The sequence below is a fragment of the Polaribacter sp. SA4-12 genome (assembly GCF_002163675.1).
Classification (GTDB): domain Bacteria; phylum Bacteroidota; class Bacteroidia; order Flavobacteriales; family Flavobacteriaceae; genus Polaribacter.
Genome location: NZ_CP019334.1, coordinates 1,868,972 through 1,887,248, shown reverse-complemented (window position 1 = coordinate 1,887,248; position 18,277 = coordinate 1,868,972). Strand labels below are relative to the sequence as shown.

General features: G+C 30.8%; 18 protein-coding genes and 2 tRNA genes. All 20 read left to right on the top strand.

The window, feature by feature from the left end:
- The first annotated feature begins 46 nt into the window (after window positions 1-46).
- Window positions 47-1,114 carry an anhydro-N-acetylmuramic acid kinase gene (locus tag BTO07_RS08200; RefSeq protein ID WP_087520771.1) on the top strand — a complete coding sequence of 356 codons (1,068 nt, stop codon included), beginning with the start codon at window positions 47-49 and terminating at the stop codon, window positions 1,112-1,114.
- Between the two features lie 174 nt (window positions 1,115-1,288).
- Window positions 1,289-2,515: a Glu/Leu/Phe/Val dehydrogenase dimerization domain-containing protein gene (locus BTO07_RS08195; protein WP_087520770.1), complete on the top strand. Its 1,227-nt coding sequence runs from the start codon at window positions 1,289-1,291 to the stop codon at window positions 2,513-2,515.
- Between the two features lie 15 nt (window positions 2,516-2,530).
- Window positions 2,531-3,931, top strand: a complete 1,401-nt coding sequence (nhaD, locus tag BTO07_RS08190; RefSeq protein WP_087520769.1) for a sodium:proton antiporter NhaD — start codon at window positions 2,531-2,533, stop codon at window positions 3,929-3,931.
- 149 nt (window positions 3,932-4,080) lie between these two features.
- Window positions 4,081-4,770, top strand: coding sequence for a MotA/TolQ/ExbB proton channel family protein (locus tag BTO07_RS08185; protein WP_087520768.1), 690 nt, complete (start codon window positions 4,081-4,083; stop codon window positions 4,768-4,770).
- Between the two features lie 26 nt (window positions 4,771-4,796).
- Window positions 4,797-5,189, top strand: a complete 393-nt coding sequence (locus BTO07_RS08180) for an ExbD/TolR family protein (RefSeq protein ID WP_087520767.1) — start codon at window positions 4,797-4,799, stop codon at window positions 5,187-5,189.
- 1 nt (window position 5,190) lies between these two features.
- The gene (locus tag BTO07_RS08175; RefSeq protein WP_087520766.1) at window positions 5,191-6,027 is read left to right on the top strand and encodes an energy transducer TonB; all 837 of its coding nucleotides are present in this window, start codon (window positions 5,191-5,193) and stop codon (window positions 6,025-6,027) included.
- 224 nt (window positions 6,028-6,251) lie between these two features.
- A complete protein-coding gene (locus tag BTO07_RS08170; RefSeq protein WP_087522583.1) occupies window positions 6,252-6,677 on the top strand; it encodes an adenylyltransferase/cytidyltransferase family protein in 426 nt (141 codons plus the stop codon).
- Between the two features lie 4 nt (window positions 6,678-6,681).
- Window positions 6,682-7,113: an adenylyltransferase/cytidyltransferase family protein gene (locus BTO07_RS08165; RefSeq protein ID WP_087520765.1), complete on the top strand. Its 432-nt coding sequence runs from the start codon at window positions 6,682-6,684 to the stop codon at window positions 7,111-7,113.
- Between the two features lie 188 nt (window positions 7,114-7,301).
- Complete coding sequence (locus BTO07_RS08160) at window positions 7,302-8,510, top strand: bifunctional folylpolyglutamate synthase/dihydrofolate synthase (protein ID WP_087520764.1); 1,209 nt, start codon at window positions 7,302-7,304, stop codon at window positions 8,508-8,510.
- 59 nt (window positions 8,511-8,569) lie between these two features.
- Window positions 8,570-8,647, top strand: a tRNA-Val gene (locus BTO07_RS08155).
- 124 nt (window positions 8,648-8,771) lie between these two features.
- A tRNA-Val gene (locus BTO07_RS08150) sits at window positions 8,772-8,849 on the top strand.
- Between the two features lie 121 nt (window positions 8,850-8,970).
- The gene (locus tag BTO07_RS08145; protein WP_087520763.1) at window positions 8,971-9,954 is read left to right on the top strand and encodes an SDR family oxidoreductase; all 984 of its coding nucleotides are present in this window, start codon (window positions 8,971-8,973) and stop codon (window positions 9,952-9,954) included.
- Between the two features lies 1 nt (window position 9,955).
- Window positions 9,956-11,239: a nucleotide sugar dehydrogenase gene (locus tag BTO07_RS08140; protein ID WP_087520762.1), complete on the top strand. Its 1,284-nt coding sequence runs from the start codon at window positions 9,956-9,958 to the stop codon at window positions 11,237-11,239.
- A 3-nt stretch (window positions 11,240-11,242) separates the two neighbouring features.
- On the top strand, window positions 11,243-12,175 hold the full coding sequence (locus BTO07_RS08135) for a Gfo/Idh/MocA family oxidoreductase (RefSeq protein WP_087520761.1): 933 nt from the start codon (window positions 11,243-11,245) through the stop codon (window positions 12,173-12,175).
- A 35-nt stretch (window positions 12,176-12,210) separates the two neighbouring features.
- Window positions 12,211-12,642: an adenylyltransferase/cytidyltransferase family protein gene (locus BTO07_RS08130; protein ID WP_087520760.1), complete on the top strand. Its 432-nt coding sequence runs from the start codon at window positions 12,211-12,213 to the stop codon at window positions 12,640-12,642.
- A gap of 2 nt (window positions 12,643-12,644) precedes the next feature.
- The gene (locus tag BTO07_RS08125; RefSeq protein WP_087520759.1) at window positions 12,645-13,967 is read left to right on the top strand and encodes a UDP-glucose dehydrogenase family protein; all 1,323 of its coding nucleotides are present in this window, start codon (window positions 12,645-12,647) and stop codon (window positions 13,965-13,967) included.
- Between the two features lie 11 nt (window positions 13,968-13,978).
- On the top strand, window positions 13,979-14,935 hold the full coding sequence (locus BTO07_RS08120; RefSeq protein WP_087520758.1) for a GDP-L-fucose synthase family protein: 957 nt from the start codon (window positions 13,979-13,981) through the stop codon (window positions 14,933-14,935).
- Window positions 14,936-14,942: 7 nt separating this feature from the next.
- Window positions 14,943-16,070 carry a GDP-mannose 4,6-dehydratase gene (gene gmd, locus BTO07_RS08115; protein WP_087520757.1) on the top strand — a complete coding sequence of 376 codons (1,128 nt, stop codon included), beginning with the start codon at window positions 14,943-14,945 and terminating at the stop codon, window positions 16,068-16,070.
- Between the two features lie 62 nt (window positions 16,071-16,132).
- Window positions 16,133-17,215 carry an acyltransferase family protein gene (locus tag BTO07_RS08110; RefSeq protein ID WP_087520756.1) on the top strand — a complete coding sequence of 361 codons (1,083 nt, stop codon included), beginning with the start codon at window positions 16,133-16,135 and terminating at the stop codon, window positions 17,213-17,215.
- Window positions 17,216-17,221: 6 nt separating this feature from the next.
- Entirely contained in the window at window positions 17,222-18,271 is a 1,050-nt protein-coding gene (gene rfbB, locus BTO07_RS08105; RefSeq protein ID WP_087520755.1) for a dTDP-glucose 4,6-dehydratase, read from the top strand.
- Window positions 18,272-18,277: the final 6 nt, after the last annotated feature.

Sequence of the window (18,277 nt, the reverse complement as noted above, 5' to 3'; positions counted from 1 at the left end):
CGATTTCGTAACTTATTATCAATAGACTTTTGTTAATTTTACAATTATGAATAAAAAGGAGTTTTTTGTAGTGGGATTAATGTCAGGGACGTCTTTAGATGGAATTGATTTGGTCTATGTGAAGTTTTTAAATGATAACTATCAAGATTTTGATATTTTACACTCAGAAACTGTTTCTTATTCTAAAAAATGGAAATCGACATTACAGAATTCAATTGGTTTTTCTTCTGATGATTTAACAGCGTTAAATATAGAATATGGTGCTTTTTTAGGAGGTGTGATTAATGATTTTATTGATAAATTTCAGATTGAAGATATCGATTTTATTGCTTCTCATGGTCATACGGTTTTGCATCAGCCTCATAAGGGGATTACACTTCAAATTGGCGATGGACAAATAATTGCAAATGCAACAAAGCAAAAAGTTATTTGCGATTTCAGAACGCAAGATGTTGCGTTAGGTGGCCAAGGAGCGCCTTTGGTTCCGATAGGTGATGAATTACTTTTTTCTAATTATGATTATTGTTTAAATCTTGGGGGTTTTTCTAATATCTCTTTTAATAAAAATGGAGTAAGAATTGCTTTTGATATTTGCCCTGTAAATATTGTCTTGAATCATTATGTAAATAAATTAGGTTTAGAATATGATGATTCTGGGGGAATTGCCTCTAAAGGAAAATTGAATCACCAACTTTTAACTGCATTGAATTCTATTGATTTTTATTCACAAAACCCACCAAAATCTTTAGGTTTGGAATGGGTTAAAGAAAATATTTTTCCTTTAATAGATCGTTTAGAAACTGATATTTCATCCATTTTGAGAACTTTTGTGGAACATGTTGCTATTCAAATAAGTAAAATAATAAAAGATAATAATTCGGTTTTAATTACTGGTGGAGGTGCTTTTAATTCTTTTTTAATGAATCGTATTGAAGATGTATCAAAGAGCAAAATTATGTTACCTAAAACAGAGCTTATCGATTTTAAAGAAGCATTACTTTTTGCTTTTTTAGGAGTGTTAAGGTTTAATAATCAGATTAATTGCTTGTCAAGTGTTACGGGAGCAAAAATGGATCATTCATCTGGAGATATCTTTTTACCCTTAGGAATTTAATAAATATTTGAACAATCATTTATTTACTGTAAGTTTGTACGGTATCAAATACATAATATTTCTAAAAAATTTAAAATGAATCAGCTTTAACTTTTCCCCTGATGGGGATTTTAATCAAAAATTAAAATTGTTTGAAAAAGCACAAAAGATAAGTTAATTTATTAAAATTTTATTATGAAAGAATTATTAAAAATATACGAGAATAAGCAACCAGAAATAGTTTTTAATTGGAAAGATTCTGAAACAGAAGCAGAAGGTTGGACAGTGATAAACTCTTTAAGAGGAGGTGCTGCAGGCGGAGGAACAAGAATGAGAGAGGGGTTAGATATGAATGAAGTTCTGTCTCTTGCAAAAACAATGGAAGTGAAGTTTACAGTTTCTGGTCCTGCAATTGGAGGAGCAAAGTCTGGAATAAATTTTAATCCAGAAGACCCTCGTAAAAAAGGTGTTTTAGAAAGGTGGTTTAGTGCTGTTTCTCCATTATTGAAAAATTATTACGGAACTGGAGGAGATTTAAATGTTGATGAGATTCATGAAGTAATACCAATGACAGAAGATGTTGGAGTTTGGCACCCTCAAGAAGGAGTGTTTAATGGTCATTTTAAACCAACAGAAGCTGATAAGATTAACAGGATTGGTCAATTGAGGCATGGGGTGATAAAAGTCATAGAAAGCGAAAGTTATTCTCCTGATATTTCAGCGAAATTTACAGTAGCTGATATGATTACAGGTTTTGGTGTTGCTGAAGCTGCTCGTCATTATTATGATATTTATGGAGGAACAATTGTTGGTAAAAGAGCAATTGTACAAGGCTTTGGAAATGTAGGTTCTGCAGCAGCATATTATTTAGCGCAAATGGGTGCTAAAGTTGTTGGAATTATCGATAGAGTTGGAGGGGTTATAAATGAAGAAGGTTTTTCTTTTGAAGAAATAAAAGAACTGTTTTTACATAAAGATGGTAATACATTGGTTGCAGAAAACATGATTCCTTTTGAAGAAATTAATAGTCGAATCTGGAATTTGTCTTGTGAGGTTTTTGCACCATGTGCAGCTTCAAGATTGGTAAAGCAAGAGCAAATTAATCAAATGATTGAAACAGGTTTAGAAGTGATTTCTTGTGGTGCAAACGTTCCTTTTGCTGATAAAGAAATTTTCTTTGGATCAATCATGGAAGATACAGATAAAAAAGTGAGTTTAATTCCTGATTTTATTTCCAATTGTGGAATGGCAAGAGTATTTGCTTATTTTATGGAGAGAAGAGTAGAGATGACAGATGAAGCTATTTTTGAAGATACTTCAAATACGATAAAGAAAGCACTGCAAAGAACCTTTGCAAGAAGTGCTTCAAAAACAAAAATAAGTGAAACAGCGTTTGAAATAGCGCTAAAAGAATTGATATAAATTAAATAAACAAAAATGGAATCAGTAATTATTATTGTATTTGTAATGGGGTATTTAGCCATTACTTTAGAGCACAACTTAAAGTTAGATAAATTAATTCCTGCCTTGATGATGATGGCGGTTTGCTGGGCGTTAGTTGCTCTTGGTGTCGATAATTTTACGCAATGGTTCGATTCTGCTAATCATGGTTTAGTAGATGGTTTTGCATCTATGGTTCATGATGATAAATTACATATTGTTGAAGAAACTTTATTACATCATCTAGGTAAAACTGCAGAAATTTTAGTATTCCTTTTAGGAGCAATGACAATTGTTGAAATCATTGATTATTTCGATGGATTTTCTACTATAAAAAGTTATGTAAAGACAAAAAAGAAATCTAAAATTTTATGGATTTTCTCAATTTTAGCTTTTGTTTTATCTGCTATTATAGATAATTTAACAGCAACTATTGTATTAATTTCTATTCTTCAGAAAATTGTTAAAAATAGAGAAGAAAGAATTTGGTTTGCAGGTTTAATTATTATTGCTGCAAATGCAGGTGGTGCTTGGTCTCCTATTGGAGATGTTACTACAACAATGCTTTGGATTGGTAAAAAAGTTACTACTTTAAAATTAATAGAGTATTTATTATTACCATCATTATTATGTATGGCAGTTCCTACTTTAATAGCTTCGTTTTTACCAGCGTTTAAGGGTGAAATTGATTCTGAAGAAGAAGTAGAGAAACCAAAAAGTCAGCACAGTGCAAGAATGTTATATTTAGGTTTAGGTGCTATTATTTTTGTGCCAATTTTTAAAACAGTTACACATTTACCTCCTTATGTCGGTATGATGTTATCTTTAGCAATTGTTGCAACATTTGCAGAGATATATAGTAGATCTAAATTTTCTTTATCAGATTTTGATAGCGAAGAGCATGATGCAGCTGCACATCACAGTCCAGTACATGCATCATTGTCAAAAATTGAAATGCCAAGTATTTTATTTTTCTTAGGGATATTAATGGCAGTTGCTGCTTTAGAATCTTTAGGAATTCTATTTAATTTTGCTTCAACTTTACAAGAATCCGTACCAATGATGGGAACAGAGTTACATGTTCCTGGAGTAACAGGAGTTTCAGATTTAGTAGTAATGTTATTGGGTGTTGGTTCTGCAGTAATTGATAATGTACCTTTAGTTGCAGCAAGTTTAGGTATGTTCTCTGAGCCAATAGATAATGAACTATGGCACTTTATAGCATTCTCAGCAGGTACAGGAGGATCTATGTTAATCATTGGTTCTGCGGCAGGAGTTGTTGCAATGGGAATGGAAAAAATAGATTTTTTCTGGTACTTTAAAAAAATATCTTGGTTAGCATTAATTGGCTTCTTAGTTGGTTCTGCAGCATTTATGATTACAAGAACACTTTTTTAAGTTATAAAAAAATAAATATTAAAATGTCATTTCAAGTTTTATTTGAAATGGCATTTTTTTTGATGTAAAAATAAATTCTATTCTTTTGTTTTGAAACAATTTAAAAAAAGAATAGTCGTTACTTAAATAGAACTTAAAAAAAGAATTGAATGATATCATTTTTTCAAGAAAATAAAGAACTTTTAGAAGAAACAGTTTCAGAAGAAAAAACACTTTCTATCTATAGGCTAATTATGGATGGTGGTTTAGGAGGGCAAATAATAATAGCAATTCTATTTGTGTTGTTAACTGTTGGTTTATATATTTATTTCGAACGTTTTTTTGCTATAAAAGCTGCATCAAAGATTGATGAAAATTTTATGAATCAAATTAAAGACTATGTTTCTAATGGAAAATTAGAGTCTGCTGATGCGCTTTGTAAAAGTAAAAACACGCCAACTGCTCGATTAATAGGTAAAGGAATTTCTAGAATAGGAAAACCTTTAGATGATATTAATACAGCAATTGAAACTGCAGGAAAGTTAGAGATTTATCAATTAGAAAAAAATGTTAGTGTTTTGGCTACAATTGCAGGAGCTGCACCTATGATTGGTTTTTTAGGAACAGTGATAGGTATGATAGTTGCTATTCATGAAATAGCAAATGCTGGTGGTCAAATAGATATTAAATTACTTTCTGATGGTTTGTATACTGCAATGACAACAACGGTTGCGGGTTTAATTGTAGGTATTATAGCTTACATTACATATAATCATTTGGTGGTAAGAACTGATAAAGTAGTTTATCAAATGGAAGCAAAATCTGTTGAGTTTTTAGATTTATTAAATGAACCAGTATAGAATTATTTAATTTTTTAATAAAAAAAATGAATTTACGCGGAAGAAATAAAGTAGATCCAACATTCAATATGTCATCTATGACAGATATTGTTTTTTTATTGTTGATATTTTTTATGCTAACATCAACTTTGGTTACAGTAAGTGCTATTGATGTTCTGTTACCAAAAGCAGGAGGGAAAACAGAAAACAATAAATCTGTAGCTGTAACAATTACTGATAAATCATTATTTTATATTGATAAAACTAAAGTGAGTTCATCAAAATTAGAAAGTGAAATTTTAAGAAGTGTTGGTACAGATAAAAAGAAAACGATTATAATTAGAGGTCATAAAGACGCTCCTTATAAAAATGTGATGAAAGTAATTGACATCGCTAATAAGAATAAATTAAAAATGATTTTAGCTGTAAAAGGCAAATAGAATGTCAGTTTTAGATACCAAACATAAACGTAAATCGGCTATTATTACAGCGATTATCTTGATGCTTTTACTCTTCGGGATTTTCAATTATGGAATGCAATATTTAGATCCACCAAAAGAATATGGTTTGGCAATCAACTTTGGAAATTCAGAAGTAGGTAGTGGGGAACCTGTTCAAAAAACTAAGAAAATTTCTACACCAAAAATTGTAGAGCAACAAGAAATCGTTAAAGAAGAAGTAAAAGAAACTCCGAAAGAAATTATTAAAGAAGAAATTATAACAGATGATACCTCTAAAGATGTACCTGTTGTAGAAAAAGTAAAAGAGGTAAAAAAAGAACCCGTTAAAGAGGTTGTAAAAGAAATTGTTAAAAAAGAAATTCCAAAGCCAAAGCCAAAACCATCAAAAGAAACTCAAGATGCTTTAAATAATTTATTAAACGGAAATTCATCCGACGGAAAACCAAAAGGGAAAGGAGATGATAAAGAAGTTGGAGTAAAGGGAAAAGAAAATGGTGATCCTGATTCTAATAAGTATTATGGAAATACAGGAAGTGGTTCTGGAGGTAATTACAATTTAGCGGGTAGAAAAGCACTTTCAAAACCGAAAGAACAACCAGATTGTCAAGAAGAAGGAACGGTTGTTGTAGAGATTCGGGTTGATAGAAATGGAAAAGTTATCTATGCGAAAGCAGGTGTTCAAGGAACGACGAATTCAAACCCTTGTTTATTAAAACCAGCTAAACAAGCTGCTTTAAAAACGAAATGGAGTGCGAGTAATAAAGCGCCCGTAAACCAAGTAGGTACTATTATTTATAAGTTTTCTCTATCTAAATAGTTTATAATTTCTGTTTTATGTTATTTTTGTAAAAGATAGGTTAAGCGATAGCTTTTAATCATTGAACAGAGCTAATTGATTTTTCACCGATACTTGAACTTTGTTTTATAATTTATATCAGATATTTGAGTAATCAATAACAGATAATAAGAAATTATGTCAATATAAAAGGAGTATTTTTTTATATTAGACGTTTAAAAATTTTATTGTTAAAAACAAAAGAAATGAAAAAACGAGCAATTATTGTTTCAGGATACTTTAATCCAATTCATAAAGGACATTTAGAATACTTTAATAGTGCAAAGGCTTTAGCGGATGAGTTGTTTGTAATTGTTAATAGTGATTTACAAAGAGGGCTTAAAGGTTCTAAAGAATTTCAAAAAGAAGATGAACGATTATTTATAGTGCAGAATATTAAAGCTGTAGATAAAGCTATTATTTCTGTAGACAAGGATAGAACTGTTTGTGAATCTATTCGTACTATTTTTGAAACTTATGGAGATGAATACCAATTAGGTTTTGCAAATGGAGGAGATCAAGATAATAATTCTATTCCTGAAGCGCCAATTTGTAATGAACTGAAAATTGAATTAATAGATGGTTTAGGTGATAAAATACAATCATCATCTTGGTTGTTAAATAAAAAATAAAATCATGAAAATAGGAATTACTTTTAGTGCTTTTGATTTATTGCATGCAGGTCATATAACGATGTTAGAAGATGCAAAGCGTCAATGTGATTATTTAATTTGTGCTTTACAAACGGATCCAACTTTAGATAGACCAGAAAAGAATAGACCAGTTCAATCTGTAGTTGAAAGGTACATTCAATTAAAGGGGTGTAAATTTGTAGATGAAATTGTTCCTTACGCTACAGAACAAGATTTAGAAGATGTTTTACGTTCTTTTAAGGTTGATGTAAGAATTATTGGAGATGAGTATGCTAGTAAGCAATTTACAGGAAGACAATATTGTGAAGAAAAAGGTATCGATTTATATTTTAATAAAAGAGAACATCGTTTTTCTAGCAGTGGGTTAAGAAAAGAAGTTCAAGAAAAAGAAAATCTAAAAAAAGTTAAAAAATAAGTAGTTTTAAAAGTATGAGTAGGTTTGTTTTATAGAAATAAAAGATAAAGATATTTGTGTTTTTTTAGATTAAAATATTAATTACTGAGGGTAATGAGTTTGTAGTTTTTAAATAAAAAATTACAGATTCATTACTTTTTATGTTTTTACTTATAAAGAGAAGTGTTTTATTAGTTATTTGAAATTTTATGACATATAAAGAAACATTAGATTGGATGTTTGCGCAATTGCCAATGTATCAAAGAGAAGGTAAAACTGCTTTCAAAAAAGATTTAACAAATATTTTAGCTTTTACGGAGGAATTGAGTTTTCCTGAGAGAAAGTTTAAATCAATTCATGTTGGAGGAACAAATGGAAAAGGTTCTACATCTCACATGTTGGCTTCTATTTTACAAGAAGCAGGTTATAAAGTGGGGTTGTATACATCACCACATTTAAAAAACTTTACAGAAAGAATTCGTGTTAATGGTAATGAAATTCCAAAACGGAAAGTTTCATCATTTATTAAAAAGCATAAAGGTTTTTTAGAAAAACAAAAACTATCCTTTTTTGAAATGACTGTTGGGTTGGCTTTTGATTATTTTGCGAATGAAAAAGTAGACATAGCCATCATTGAAGTCGGTTTAGGAGGAAGGTTAGATTCTACGAACATAATTATTCCAGAAGTTTCTGTAATAACTAATATAGGTTTAGATCATACGCAGTTTTTAGGAGAAACCTTACCGGAAATAGCATTTGAAAAAGCAGGAATTATCAAAAAGAATATACCTGTTATTATTGGGGAAGAGCAAAAAGAAGTAAAAAGTGTCTTTGTCGCTAAAGCGGAAGAGAAACAATCTCCAATTTATTTTGCTTCAGTTGATAATGAAAACTACAAAACAGATTTGTTAGGCGATTATCAAAAGAAAAATTCAAAAACAGCTATTGCTTCAATCAAAAAGTTAAATGGGTTTTCTGTTTCTGAAGAAAATATTAGAAAAGGTTTATTAAATGTAGTGAAGAATACAAACCTTAAGGGGCGATGGCTGATTTTACAGGAAAATCCAAAAGTAATTTGTGATACAGCTCATAATAAGGAAGGTTTAAGTATTGTGTTAAATCAATTAGAAAAAGAATCGTTTAAAAAGATACATTTTGTTTTAGGTGTTGTTTCTGATAAGAAATTAGAGGAGGTTTTACCGCTTTTTCCAAAAGAAGGGCAGTACTATTTTTGCAAGCCAAACATCCCAAGAGGGATGTCTGAGGTGATTTTACAAGAAAAAGCAAAAGAATATGATTTAATTGGAGAGAATTATTTGTCAGTTAAAAAAGCTTTCAAAACAGCGTTACTTGATGCAAATCAGGAAGATATAATTTATGTTGGTGGAAGTACTTTTGTTGTTGCTGAAATTATTTAAAGAAAGTGTGTTTTTTGTTTGGTATATATAAAATCTGTGTTATATTTGCAACCGATTTAGGGCAATTAGCTCAGTTGGTTCAGAGCATCTCGTTTACACCGAGAGGGTCGGGGGTTCGAATCCCTCATTGCCCACCAAAGTAAAAATCCTTCACATTTTGTGAAGGATTTTTTGTTTTTAAATAAGTTTTAATAAAGAGTGAAATTTTATTGTGTATTAGTTTGGTATGTCTAAAATCTATATTATATTTGCAGCCGCTTAGGGCAATTAGCTCAGTTGGTTCAGAGCATCTCGTTTACACCGAGAGGGTCGGGGGTTCGAATCCCTCATTGCCCACCAAAGCAAAATCCTTCACAATTTGTGAAGGATTTTTTGTTTTTAATAGTTTTAAGAGGTGAGTCAAGTTATTCTTTTTTGTTATATTTGATTTCTTCAAAAAGAGTTAAAAAAGTACTTCTAAATGGATATAGAATTATCAGGAAAAAAAATACTTGTTACGGGAGGTGCTGGTTTTATTGGTGCTAATCTCTGTGAGGTTTTACTTAATAAAAAAAATACAGTTATCTGCTTAGATAATTTTTCTACAGGAAAAAGAGAAAATATTTCTTCGTTTTTAGATGATACAAATTTCAAGTTAATTGAAGGAGATATTAGGAATCTTGAAGATTGTATGTTAGCTGCTTCTGGGGTAGATTATATCCTGCATCAAGCAGCACTTGGTTCAGTGCCAAGATCAATAAAAGATCCTATTACTACAAATGATGTAAATGTTTCTGGTTTTTTAAATATGTTAGTAGCGGCGAGAGATAATAATGTTAAAAGATTTGTGTATGCTGCAAGTTCTTCAACATATGGTGATTCTAAATCTTTGCCAAAAGAAGAGGATGTGATAGGTAAGCCATTGTCACCTTACGCAGTTACTAAATATGTTAATGAATTGTATGCTGATGTATTTAGTAAGACTTATGGTTTAGAGACGATTGGTTTAAGGTATTTCAATGTTTTTGGTAGAAAACAAGATCCAAATGGAGCGTATGCTGCTGTTATCCCAAAATTCGTTGGTCAGTTAATGAACGGAGAATCACCTGTGATAAATGGAGATGGTTCTTATTCAAGAGATTTTACTTATATAGATAATGTCATTCAAGCTAATTTATTAAGTCTTGTAGTTGATAATAACAAAGCAATAAATACAGTTTATAATATTGCGTTTGGAGATAGAAATACGTTAAATGATTTGGTAGGGTGTTTAAAGGAATATTTATCAGAATTTGATGAGACTATCGCGAACATCGAAATTAAATACGGTGAAAATAGAATGGGAGACATCCCTCACTCTCATGCAAGTATTCAAAAAGCAAAAGACTTATTAAAGTACAATCCTCAGTTTTCGTTACAAAAAGGATTAAAGGAGTCAATAAAATGGTATTGGAAAAATTTATAGAATGGAACAAATTAAAATAGCTGTAATTGGTTTAGGTTATGTCGGACTGCCGTTGGCAAGATTATTTGCTACAAAATATTCAGTTGTTGGTTTTGATGTGAATGAAAAAAGGATTTCAGAATTAAAATCAGGAGTTGATAAAACCTTAGAAGTTGATAAAAAAACTTTGCAAGATGTTTTAGTTGATAAAGATTCAGTTGAAAACGGACTTTTTTGTTCATCATCAATAAGTGATCTTAAAGACTGTACTTATTTTGTGATTACAGTTCCTACGCCAGTAGATAAAAACAATAGACCTGTTTTAATACCTTTGGTTAAAGCAAGCGAAACAGTAGGAAGTGTTTTAAAAGAAGGAGATATTGTTGTTTATGAATCTACGGTGTATCCAGGAGCTACAGAAGAAGATTGTGTACCTATTTTAGAAAAAGTATCAGGATTAAAATTTAATAAGAACTTTTTTGTAGGATATTCTCCAGAGAGAATAAATCCAGGAGACAAAAAACATACGGTAGATAAAATATTAAAAGTTACATCTGGTTCAACAAAAGAAGTAGGAGTAAAAGTTGATAAATTATATGCGTCTGTAATTTCTGCAGGAACTCATTTAGCTCCGTCAATTAAAGTAGCGGAAGCTGCAAAAGTTATAGAAAATTCTCAAAGAGACATAAATATTGCGTTTGTAAATGAATTGGCCAAAATTTTTGGATTGATGGATATAAATACGCAAGATGTTTTAGAGGCAGCAGGTACAAAATGGAATTTTTTACCATTTCAACCAGGTTTAGTTGGTGGGCATTGTATAGGAGTTGACCCTTATTATTTAGCTCAAAAAGCACAGGAATACGGATATCATCCTGAAATTATTTTAGCAGGTAGAAGAGTGAATGATGGTATGGGGAAGTACGTTGCGTCTGAAGTAGCAAAGTTGATGATTCAAAATGACGTAGAAGTAAAAGGAGCTGAAATTTTGGTCTTAGGAATTACTTTTAAAGAAAATTGCCCTGATGTTAGAAATACAAAAGCTGTTGATGTAATCCATGAATTACAAGATTACGGAGCAAATGTGACTATTTTTGATCCACACGCGAATGTAAGGGAAGTTAATTCAGAATATAAATTAGATTCAACAAAAGTATTGCCTAATAAGAAATTTGATGCGGTAGTTTTAGCAGTTGCTCATAAAGAGTTTCATGACTTGAATTTTGAAGAAATAAAAAAAGAAAAATCAATTTTATATGATGTTAAGAATTTTTTAGATTCTAAGCATGTAGATAAATCACTTTAAAAGATGAAGAATTTTGCATTAATAGGTGCTGCAGGATATATTGCGCCAAGACATTTAAGAGCAATTAAGGATACGGATAATCAGTTAATTGCAGCTTTAGATAAATTTGACAGTGTTGGTGTCATGGATAGTTATTTTCCAAAGGCAGATTTTTTTGTGGAGTTTGAGCGATTTGATCGACATATTGAAAAGTTAAAAAGGGGAGGTACTCATTTAGATTATGTAAGTATTTGCACTCCAAATTATTTGCATGACGCTCATATTAGAATGGCTTTAAGAAGAGGGGCTGATGCAATTTGTGAAAAACCATTGGTTTTAAATCCTTGGAATTTAGACGCTTTAAAGGATATTGAAAAAGAATCTGGTCAAAAAATAAATACAATTTTGCAATTAAGATTGCATCCTAGTATTATTGCTTTAAAGAATAAAGTAGCTGCTGAGGGTAAAAAGGGGAAGTATGATGTAGACTTAACTTATATTACTTCAAGGGGGAATTGGTATGATGTTTCTTGGAAGGGAGATGAAAGTAAATCAGGAGGAATCGCAACAAATATTGGTGTTCATTTTTATGATATGTTATCATGGATTTTTGGTGATGTTCAAGAGAACATCGTTCATTTAAGAGAGAAAGATAAGTCGGCGGGGTATTTAGAGTTTAAAAATGCTAGAGTAAGATGGTTTCTATCAATTAATGAAAATGATTTACCTGAACATATAAAAGAAAAAGGGCAAAGAACTTTTAGATCAATTACTATCGATAATCAAGAGTTGGAGTTTAGTTCTGGGTTTACAGATTTACATACCAAAAGTTATCAAGAAATATTAAAAGGAAACGGATTTGGTTTAAAAGAATCTGAGGAATCTATAAAAATTGTTCATCAAATTAGGAATATGGCAATTAGTAAAATAGGAGAAAAACACCTGTTTATTAAGTAAATAAATAATTCTATATTTGCAAAAAAAAAATGTTAATGAAAGTAGGAATTACGTTTAGTTCTTTCGATTTGTTTCATGCTGGACATGTGAAAATGCTAGAAGAGGCAAAAAGAGAATGTGATTATTTAATCTGTGGTTTACAAACAGACCCTACCCTTGATAGACCCGAAAAAAACAGACCAATACAATCCGTAGTAGAACGATATATTCAATTAAATGGATGTAAGTATGTTGATGAGGTTGTGCCTTATGCAACAGAACAAGATTTAGAAGACGTTTTACGATCATTTAAAGTTGATGTAAGGATTATTGGTGATGAATACGCAAGTAAGCAATTTACTGGTCGAGATTATTGTGAGAAAACTGGTATAAAACTTTTTTATAATAAAAGAGAGCATCGTTTTTCTAGTAGTAGCTTAAGGAAAGAGGTGCAAGAGAAAGAAAATTTTAAAAATAAAGACAAATAAATATGAATATAGCTGTGGTTGGTTCAGGTTATGTTGGGTTAGTTTCTGGAACATGTTTTTCTGAAATGGGAAACAAAGTAACTTGTATTGATATTGATCAAAAGAAAATACAAAAATTAGAAAACGGAATTATACCTATTTTTGAGCCAGGTTTAGAGCAAATGGTGCTTAAAAATGTGAAAAATAAAAATTTATTTTTCACTACTAATTTAAGTGAAGCTATTAAAGATGCTGAAATTGTTTTTATAGCTGTAGGTACGCCTATGGGAGATGATGGTTCTGCAGATTTACAATATGTTTTGGCAGTAGCTAAATCTATTGGGGAATCTATGGTTAAAGAGTTGGTTGTTGTCGATAAATCTACGGTTCCAATTGGAACAGCAGACAAAGTAAAAGCAACAATTCAAAAAGAATTAGATAAAAGAGGTCTTCAATTAAAGTTTCATGTAGTTTCAAATCCGGAATTTTTAAAAGAAGGAGCCGCTATAGATGATTTTATGAAACCAGATAGAGTTGTTATTGGTGCAGATTCTGATTATGCTTTTGATAAAATGAAGCAATTGTATTCTCCTTTCTTTAGAACGCATGATCGTTTTATAACAATGGATATTCGCTCTGCAGAAATGACTAAATATGCTGCTAATGCTATGTTGGCAACCAAAATTTCATTTATGAATGAAATAGCTAACATTTGTGAAAGAGTTGGTGCTGATGCAAATCAGGTTAGAATAGGTATTGGTTCAGATAAAAGAATAGGCTATAGTTTTATTTATCCAGGTGCTGGTTATGGAGGTTCTTGTTTTCCTAAAGACGTAAAAGCTTTAAAGAAAATTGCAGAAGAATATGGTTATAAAGCAAATTTAATAACTTCTGTAGAGGATGTCAATGATGCTCAGAAGTTAGTAATCGCACAGAAGATTGTGAAGCGATTTGGTGAGGATTTAACAGGGTTAACTTTTGCTTTATGGGGCTTGGCTTTTAAACCAGGGACAGATGATATGAGAGAAGCACCATCCATCTATGTTATAAAAGAATTGGTAAGTAGAGGCGCAAAAGTACAAGCGTATGATCCTAAGGCAATAGAAGAGGCTAAAGAGTGTTACTTAAATGGAGTTGATAACGTAACGTATTTAGAATCTAAATATGAGGTTTTAAAGAATGCAGATGCTTTAATTCTTTTAACAGAATGGAAAGAATTTAGATCTCCAGATTTTGAAGAGATAAAATCTCAATTGATTTCTCCGGTTATTTTTGATGGTAGAAACCAATATAATGCATTTAATTTAGAGGATAAAGGTTTTGAATATTACCAGATAGGTAAATAATTTTTTTATTAATGGATAAGTCAACAAAAATTTATATCGCTGGCCATAGAGGAATGGTTGGTTCTGCAGTTTGGAGAACTTTAGAAAAAAAAGGATACACAAACTTAATTGGAAGAACTAGTCAAGAATTAGATTTAAGAGATCAAGAGGCTGTAAAAGATTTTTATACTACAGAAAAGCCCGAAATTGTTATTGATGCTGCCGCAAAAGTGGGTGGTATTTTAGCAAATAATGATTTTCCATATCAGTTTTTAATGGAGAATATGCAAATTCAGAATAGCTTAATAGATGGTGCGCTAAAATCAGGAATTGAAAAATTTATTTTTTTAGGAAGTTCTTGTATTTACCCAAAATTTGCTCCACAGCCATTAAAAGAAGAATATTTATTAACAGATTCTTTAGAGCCAACAAATGAATGGTATGCAATCGCTAAAATCACTGGCGTTAAGGCTTGCCAAGCCATAAGAAAACAATTCAATAAAGATTATGTAAGTTTAATGCCAACAAACTTATATGGTACTCATGATAATTTTGATTTAAAATCATCTCATGTTTTACCTGCAATGATTCGTAAGTTTCATGAAGCTAAAAATAATAATAATTCAGACGTAATGCTTTGGGGTAGTGGTACACCTATGAGGGAGTTTTTGTTTGTGGATGATATGGCTGAAGCTGTTGTCTATGCTTTAGAGAATAAATTACCAGAATACTTATACAATGTAGGTTCAGGTAAGGATATTACCATAAAAGAATTGGCGGAAACGATCCAAAAAGTAACAGGCCATAGCGGTCAAATTGTTTGGGATGCTGAAAAACCAGATGGAACTCCAAGAAAATTAATGGATGTCTCTAAGATGAAAAACTTAGGTTGGAGTTATTCAGTAGAATTAGAAGAAGGAATACAAAAAACCTATAGCTGGTTTTTAAACAATATTGAAAATATAAAAGAAGTAAAATTAGTCAATTAAACCAAATATGAAAGTAGCATTAATTACAGGGATTACAGGACAGGATGGCTCTTATTTAGCTGAGTTGTTATTAGAAAAAGGCTATATGGTACATGGTATTAAAAGAAGATCTTCTTTGTTTAATACAGATCGGATAGATCATTTATATCAAGATCCGCATGCTTCAGATTTAAGACTAAAATTGCATTATGGTGATCTGACTGACGCAATGAATTTGACACGTATCATCCAAGAGTGTCAACCTGATGAGATTTATAACTTAGGGGCTATGTCTCATGTTGCTGTTTCTTTTGATACACCAGAATATGTCGGTAATGTTGATGGATTAGGAACTTTAAGAATCTTAGAAGCAGTAAGAATTTTAGGCTTAGAAAAGAAAACAAGAATTTATCAGGCTTCTACATCAGAATTATATGGTGGTATGCCAGAAAATAAAAACGAAAGAGGTTTTTATGATGAAGATTCTCCATTTTATCCACGTTCGCCATATGGTGTAGCAAAGATTTATGGATTCTGGATTACTAAAAACTATCGTGAAGCTTATAATATGTTTGCTTGTAATGGTATTTTATTTAATCATGAGTCACCAAGAAGAGGTGAAACTTTTGTGACAAGAAAAATTACACGTGCAGTAGCTAAAATAGCACTTGGTCTACAAGAAAAAGTGTTTCTGGGTAACTTAGAAGCAAAACGTGATTGGGGGCATGCAAAAGATTATGTTCGTATGATGTGGATGATTTTACAAGCAGATAAACCAGAAGACTGGGTAATTGCAACAGGAGTTACAACTACAGTAAGAGACTTTGTACGTTTTGCTTTTGAAGAAGTGGGGATAGAGGTTGCCTTTAAAGGTGAAGGTGTTGAGGAAAAAGCCTATGTAGTAGCTTGTAATCATAAAGATTTTCAAATAGAAATAGGTAAAGAAGTTTTATCTGTTGACCCTACTTATTTTCGCCCAACTGAAGTTGATTTGTTAATAGGAGATCCAACCAAAGCAAAAGAAAAATTAGGATGGGTTCCAGAACATGATTTAGCTTCTTTAGTGAAAGATATGATGAAAGGGGATGTTTCTTTAATGAAAAAAGATGTTGATTTGTTAAAGGCAGGTCATGAAATTTTGAAACAGGCTGAGTAAGACTTTAATAATTATTAGTGACTTACATTCCTATTTGAATGTGATTACTTAAAATTCTATATATGAGAATACCGTATTATAAAAATTTAGATGGTGTAAGAGGTTTAGCTGCAATTATGGTTATGTTCTTTCATTTTTTTCATAGATCATTTAATAATAACTCCATGATACTTAATGTCGTAAAAAAAATATCTATTTTGGGGCAAACAGGGGTTACTTTGTTTTTTGTATTATCTGGATTTTTAATTACAAGAATTCTGTTAAATACGAAAAGTGATGAGGGGTATTTTAAAAAATTCTATTTGAGGAGAAGTCTTAGGATATTTCCTTTGTATTATTTTTTTCTGTTTTTTAGTTTTTTTGTGGCGCCCTATCTTTTTGGTAGTGGAGAGCCTTGTGTTTATTCTCGCTATACGCCAGTATCCGATCAATTATATTTTTATACATATTTACAAAACTTTGCTAGGACTTTTGGTTGGCTGACAACAAACGGTCCTGGACATTTTTGGTCTTTAGCTGTCGAAGAACATTTTTATTTGTTTTGGCCTTTTATTATATATTTTTTTTCAAACAAGAATATTATAAGAATTATTGCGTTAATTATAGTTTTTGCTTTTACTTTAAGGATTTATATGGTTAATAACGGGGTTGGGGTTTTCTATTTTACGTTTACGAGATTTGATTCTTTGGCAATAGGTGCTCTACTAGCATTTTTAGAATTGAAAAAATATTTTAATTCGGATAAATTAAAATTGGTGAAACCTGTGCTTTTAATTCTTGTTGTTTCAATAGGTTTAATTAGTTTTTTCTTTTCTGGAGAAGGAAATAATTATGTACAGGTTGTTAAATATCTTATTTTACCTTTAACTTATTTCTTTGGCTTATGGTATGTTTTATCTATAAAGCATGATAGTTTTATAAATAAGAGCCTTAATTTTAGTTATTTACAGTTTTCAGGAAAGGTTAGTTACGGATTGTATGTATATCACCCATTTGTTTATTTCTTAATTGATTCTTATTTAAGTATTGATTATATAATCCTAGATTTTTTAGTAAAATTCTCTTTATCTTATCTGATATCTTTTATCAGTTTTGAGTTGCTTGAGAAGAAATTTTTAAAATTAAAAAAGCATTTTGAATATTAAAATATTATGAAAAAAAAAATATTAATTACTGGAGGAGCTGGTTTTATCGGTTCACACGTGGTAAGGTTGTTTGTAAACACTTATCCAGAATATGACATTTTTAATTTAGATTCATTGACATATGCAGGGAATTTAGAGAATTTGTCGGATATTGATAAATCTGATAATTATACTTTCTTGAAAGGTGACATTACAAATGAAGAATATATTGAGAGTATATTTAAAGAATATAGATTTGATAGTGTTGTTCATCTTGCAGCAGAATCTCATGTAGATAGATCAATAACTGACCCTTTGTCTTTTGCTAAAACTAATATTTTAGGGTCTATGGTTTTGTTGAATTCATTTAAGAATTTATGGCAAAATAATTGGAATGATAAGTTATTCTATCACGTAAGTACAGATGAGGTTTATGGTACTTTAGGAGAGACAGGTTTGTTTACAGAAACAACTCCTTATGACCCTAACTCACCTTATTCAGCGTCAAAAGCAAGTTCAGATCATTTTGTAAGAGCTTATGGGGAAACTTACGGCTTACCTTATGTTATTTCGAACTGTTCTAATAATTACGGGGCAAATCAATTTCCAGAGAAATTAATACCTTTATTTATAAATAATATTATAAATAACAAAGCATTGCCCGTTTATGGTAATGGTAAATATACGAGAGATTGGCTTTATGTTGTAGATCATGCCATTGCAATTGATTTAGTTTTTCATAAAGGAAAGAATAAAGAGACCTATAATATTGGAGGTTTTAATGAGTGGCAAAACATTGATTTGATAAAATTATTGTGTGTCCAAATGAATCAGAAGTTAGGGAGAAGTGAAGGTGAGAGTGAAAAGTTAATTACGTATGTGAAGGATAGACCTGGTCACGATTTACGTTATGCAATTGATGCATCTAAAATAAACAAGGAGTTAGGATGGAAGCCGTCAGTAACTTTTGAGCAGGGATTGTCTAAAACAATTGACTGGTATTTAAATAATAAAGAATGGATGCAGAGTATAGTAAATGGTGATTATAAAAATTATTATGAAAAGCAATACAAATAAATTATT

What these genes read in the sequence shown, in the direction of transcription:
- BTO07_RS08200 (WP_087520771.1), top strand. Translation starts at nt 47, where the DNA reads ATGAATAAAAAGGAGTTTTTTGTAGTGGGATTAATGTCAGGGACGTCT.
- BTO07_RS08195 (WP_087520770.1), top strand. Translation starts at nt 1,289, where the DNA reads ATGAAAGAATTATTAAAAATATACGAGAATAAGCAACCAGAAATAGTT.
- nhaD (WP_087520769.1), top strand. Translation starts at nt 2,531, where the DNA reads ATGGAATCAGTAATTATTATTGTATTTGTAATGGGGTATTTAGCCATT.
- BTO07_RS08185 (WP_087520768.1), top strand. Translation starts at nt 4,081, where the DNA reads ATGATATCATTTTTTCAAGAAAATAAAGAACTTTTAGAAGAAACAGTT.
- BTO07_RS08180 (WP_087520767.1), top strand. Translation starts at nt 4,797, where the DNA reads ATGAATTTACGCGGAAGAAATAAAGTAGATCCAACATTCAATATGTCA.
- BTO07_RS08175 (WP_087520766.1), top strand. Translation starts at nt 5,191, where the DNA reads ATGTCAGTTTTAGATACCAAACATAAACGTAAATCGGCTATTATTACA.
- BTO07_RS08170 (WP_087522583.1), top strand. Translation starts at nt 6,252, where the DNA reads ATGAAAAAACGAGCAATTATTGTTTCAGGATACTTTAATCCAATTCAT.
- BTO07_RS08165 (WP_087520765.1), top strand. Translation starts at nt 6,682, where the DNA reads ATGAAAATAGGAATTACTTTTAGTGCTTTTGATTTATTGCATGCAGGT.
- BTO07_RS08160 (WP_087520764.1), top strand. Translation starts at nt 7,302, where the DNA reads ATGACATATAAAGAAACATTAGATTGGATGTTTGCGCAATTGCCAATG.
- BTO07_RS08145 (WP_087520763.1), top strand. Translation starts at nt 8,971, where the DNA reads ATGGATATAGAATTATCAGGAAAAAAAATACTTGTTACGGGAGGTGCT.
- BTO07_RS08140 (WP_087520762.1), top strand. Translation starts at nt 9,956, where the DNA reads ATGGAACAAATTAAAATAGCTGTAATTGGTTTAGGTTATGTCGGACTG.
- BTO07_RS08135 (WP_087520761.1), top strand. Translation starts at nt 11,243, where the DNA reads ATGAAGAATTTTGCATTAATAGGTGCTGCAGGATATATTGCGCCAAGA.
- BTO07_RS08130 (WP_087520760.1), top strand. Translation starts at nt 12,211, where the DNA reads ATGAAAGTAGGAATTACGTTTAGTTCTTTCGATTTGTTTCATGCTGGA.
- BTO07_RS08125 (WP_087520759.1), top strand. Translation starts at nt 12,645, where the DNA reads ATGAATATAGCTGTGGTTGGTTCAGGTTATGTTGGGTTAGTTTCTGGA.
- BTO07_RS08120 (WP_087520758.1), top strand. Translation starts at nt 13,979, where the DNA reads ATGGATAAGTCAACAAAAATTTATATCGCTGGCCATAGAGGAATGGTT.
- gmd (WP_087520757.1), top strand. Translation starts at nt 14,943, where the DNA reads ATGAAAGTAGCATTAATTACAGGGATTACAGGACAGGATGGCTCTTAT.
- BTO07_RS08110 (WP_087520756.1), top strand. Translation starts at nt 16,133, where the DNA reads ATGAGAATACCGTATTATAAAAATTTAGATGGTGTAAGAGGTTTAGCT.
- rfbB (WP_087520755.1), top strand. Translation starts at nt 17,222, where the DNA reads ATGAAAAAAAAAATATTAATTACTGGAGGAGCTGGTTTTATCGGTTCA.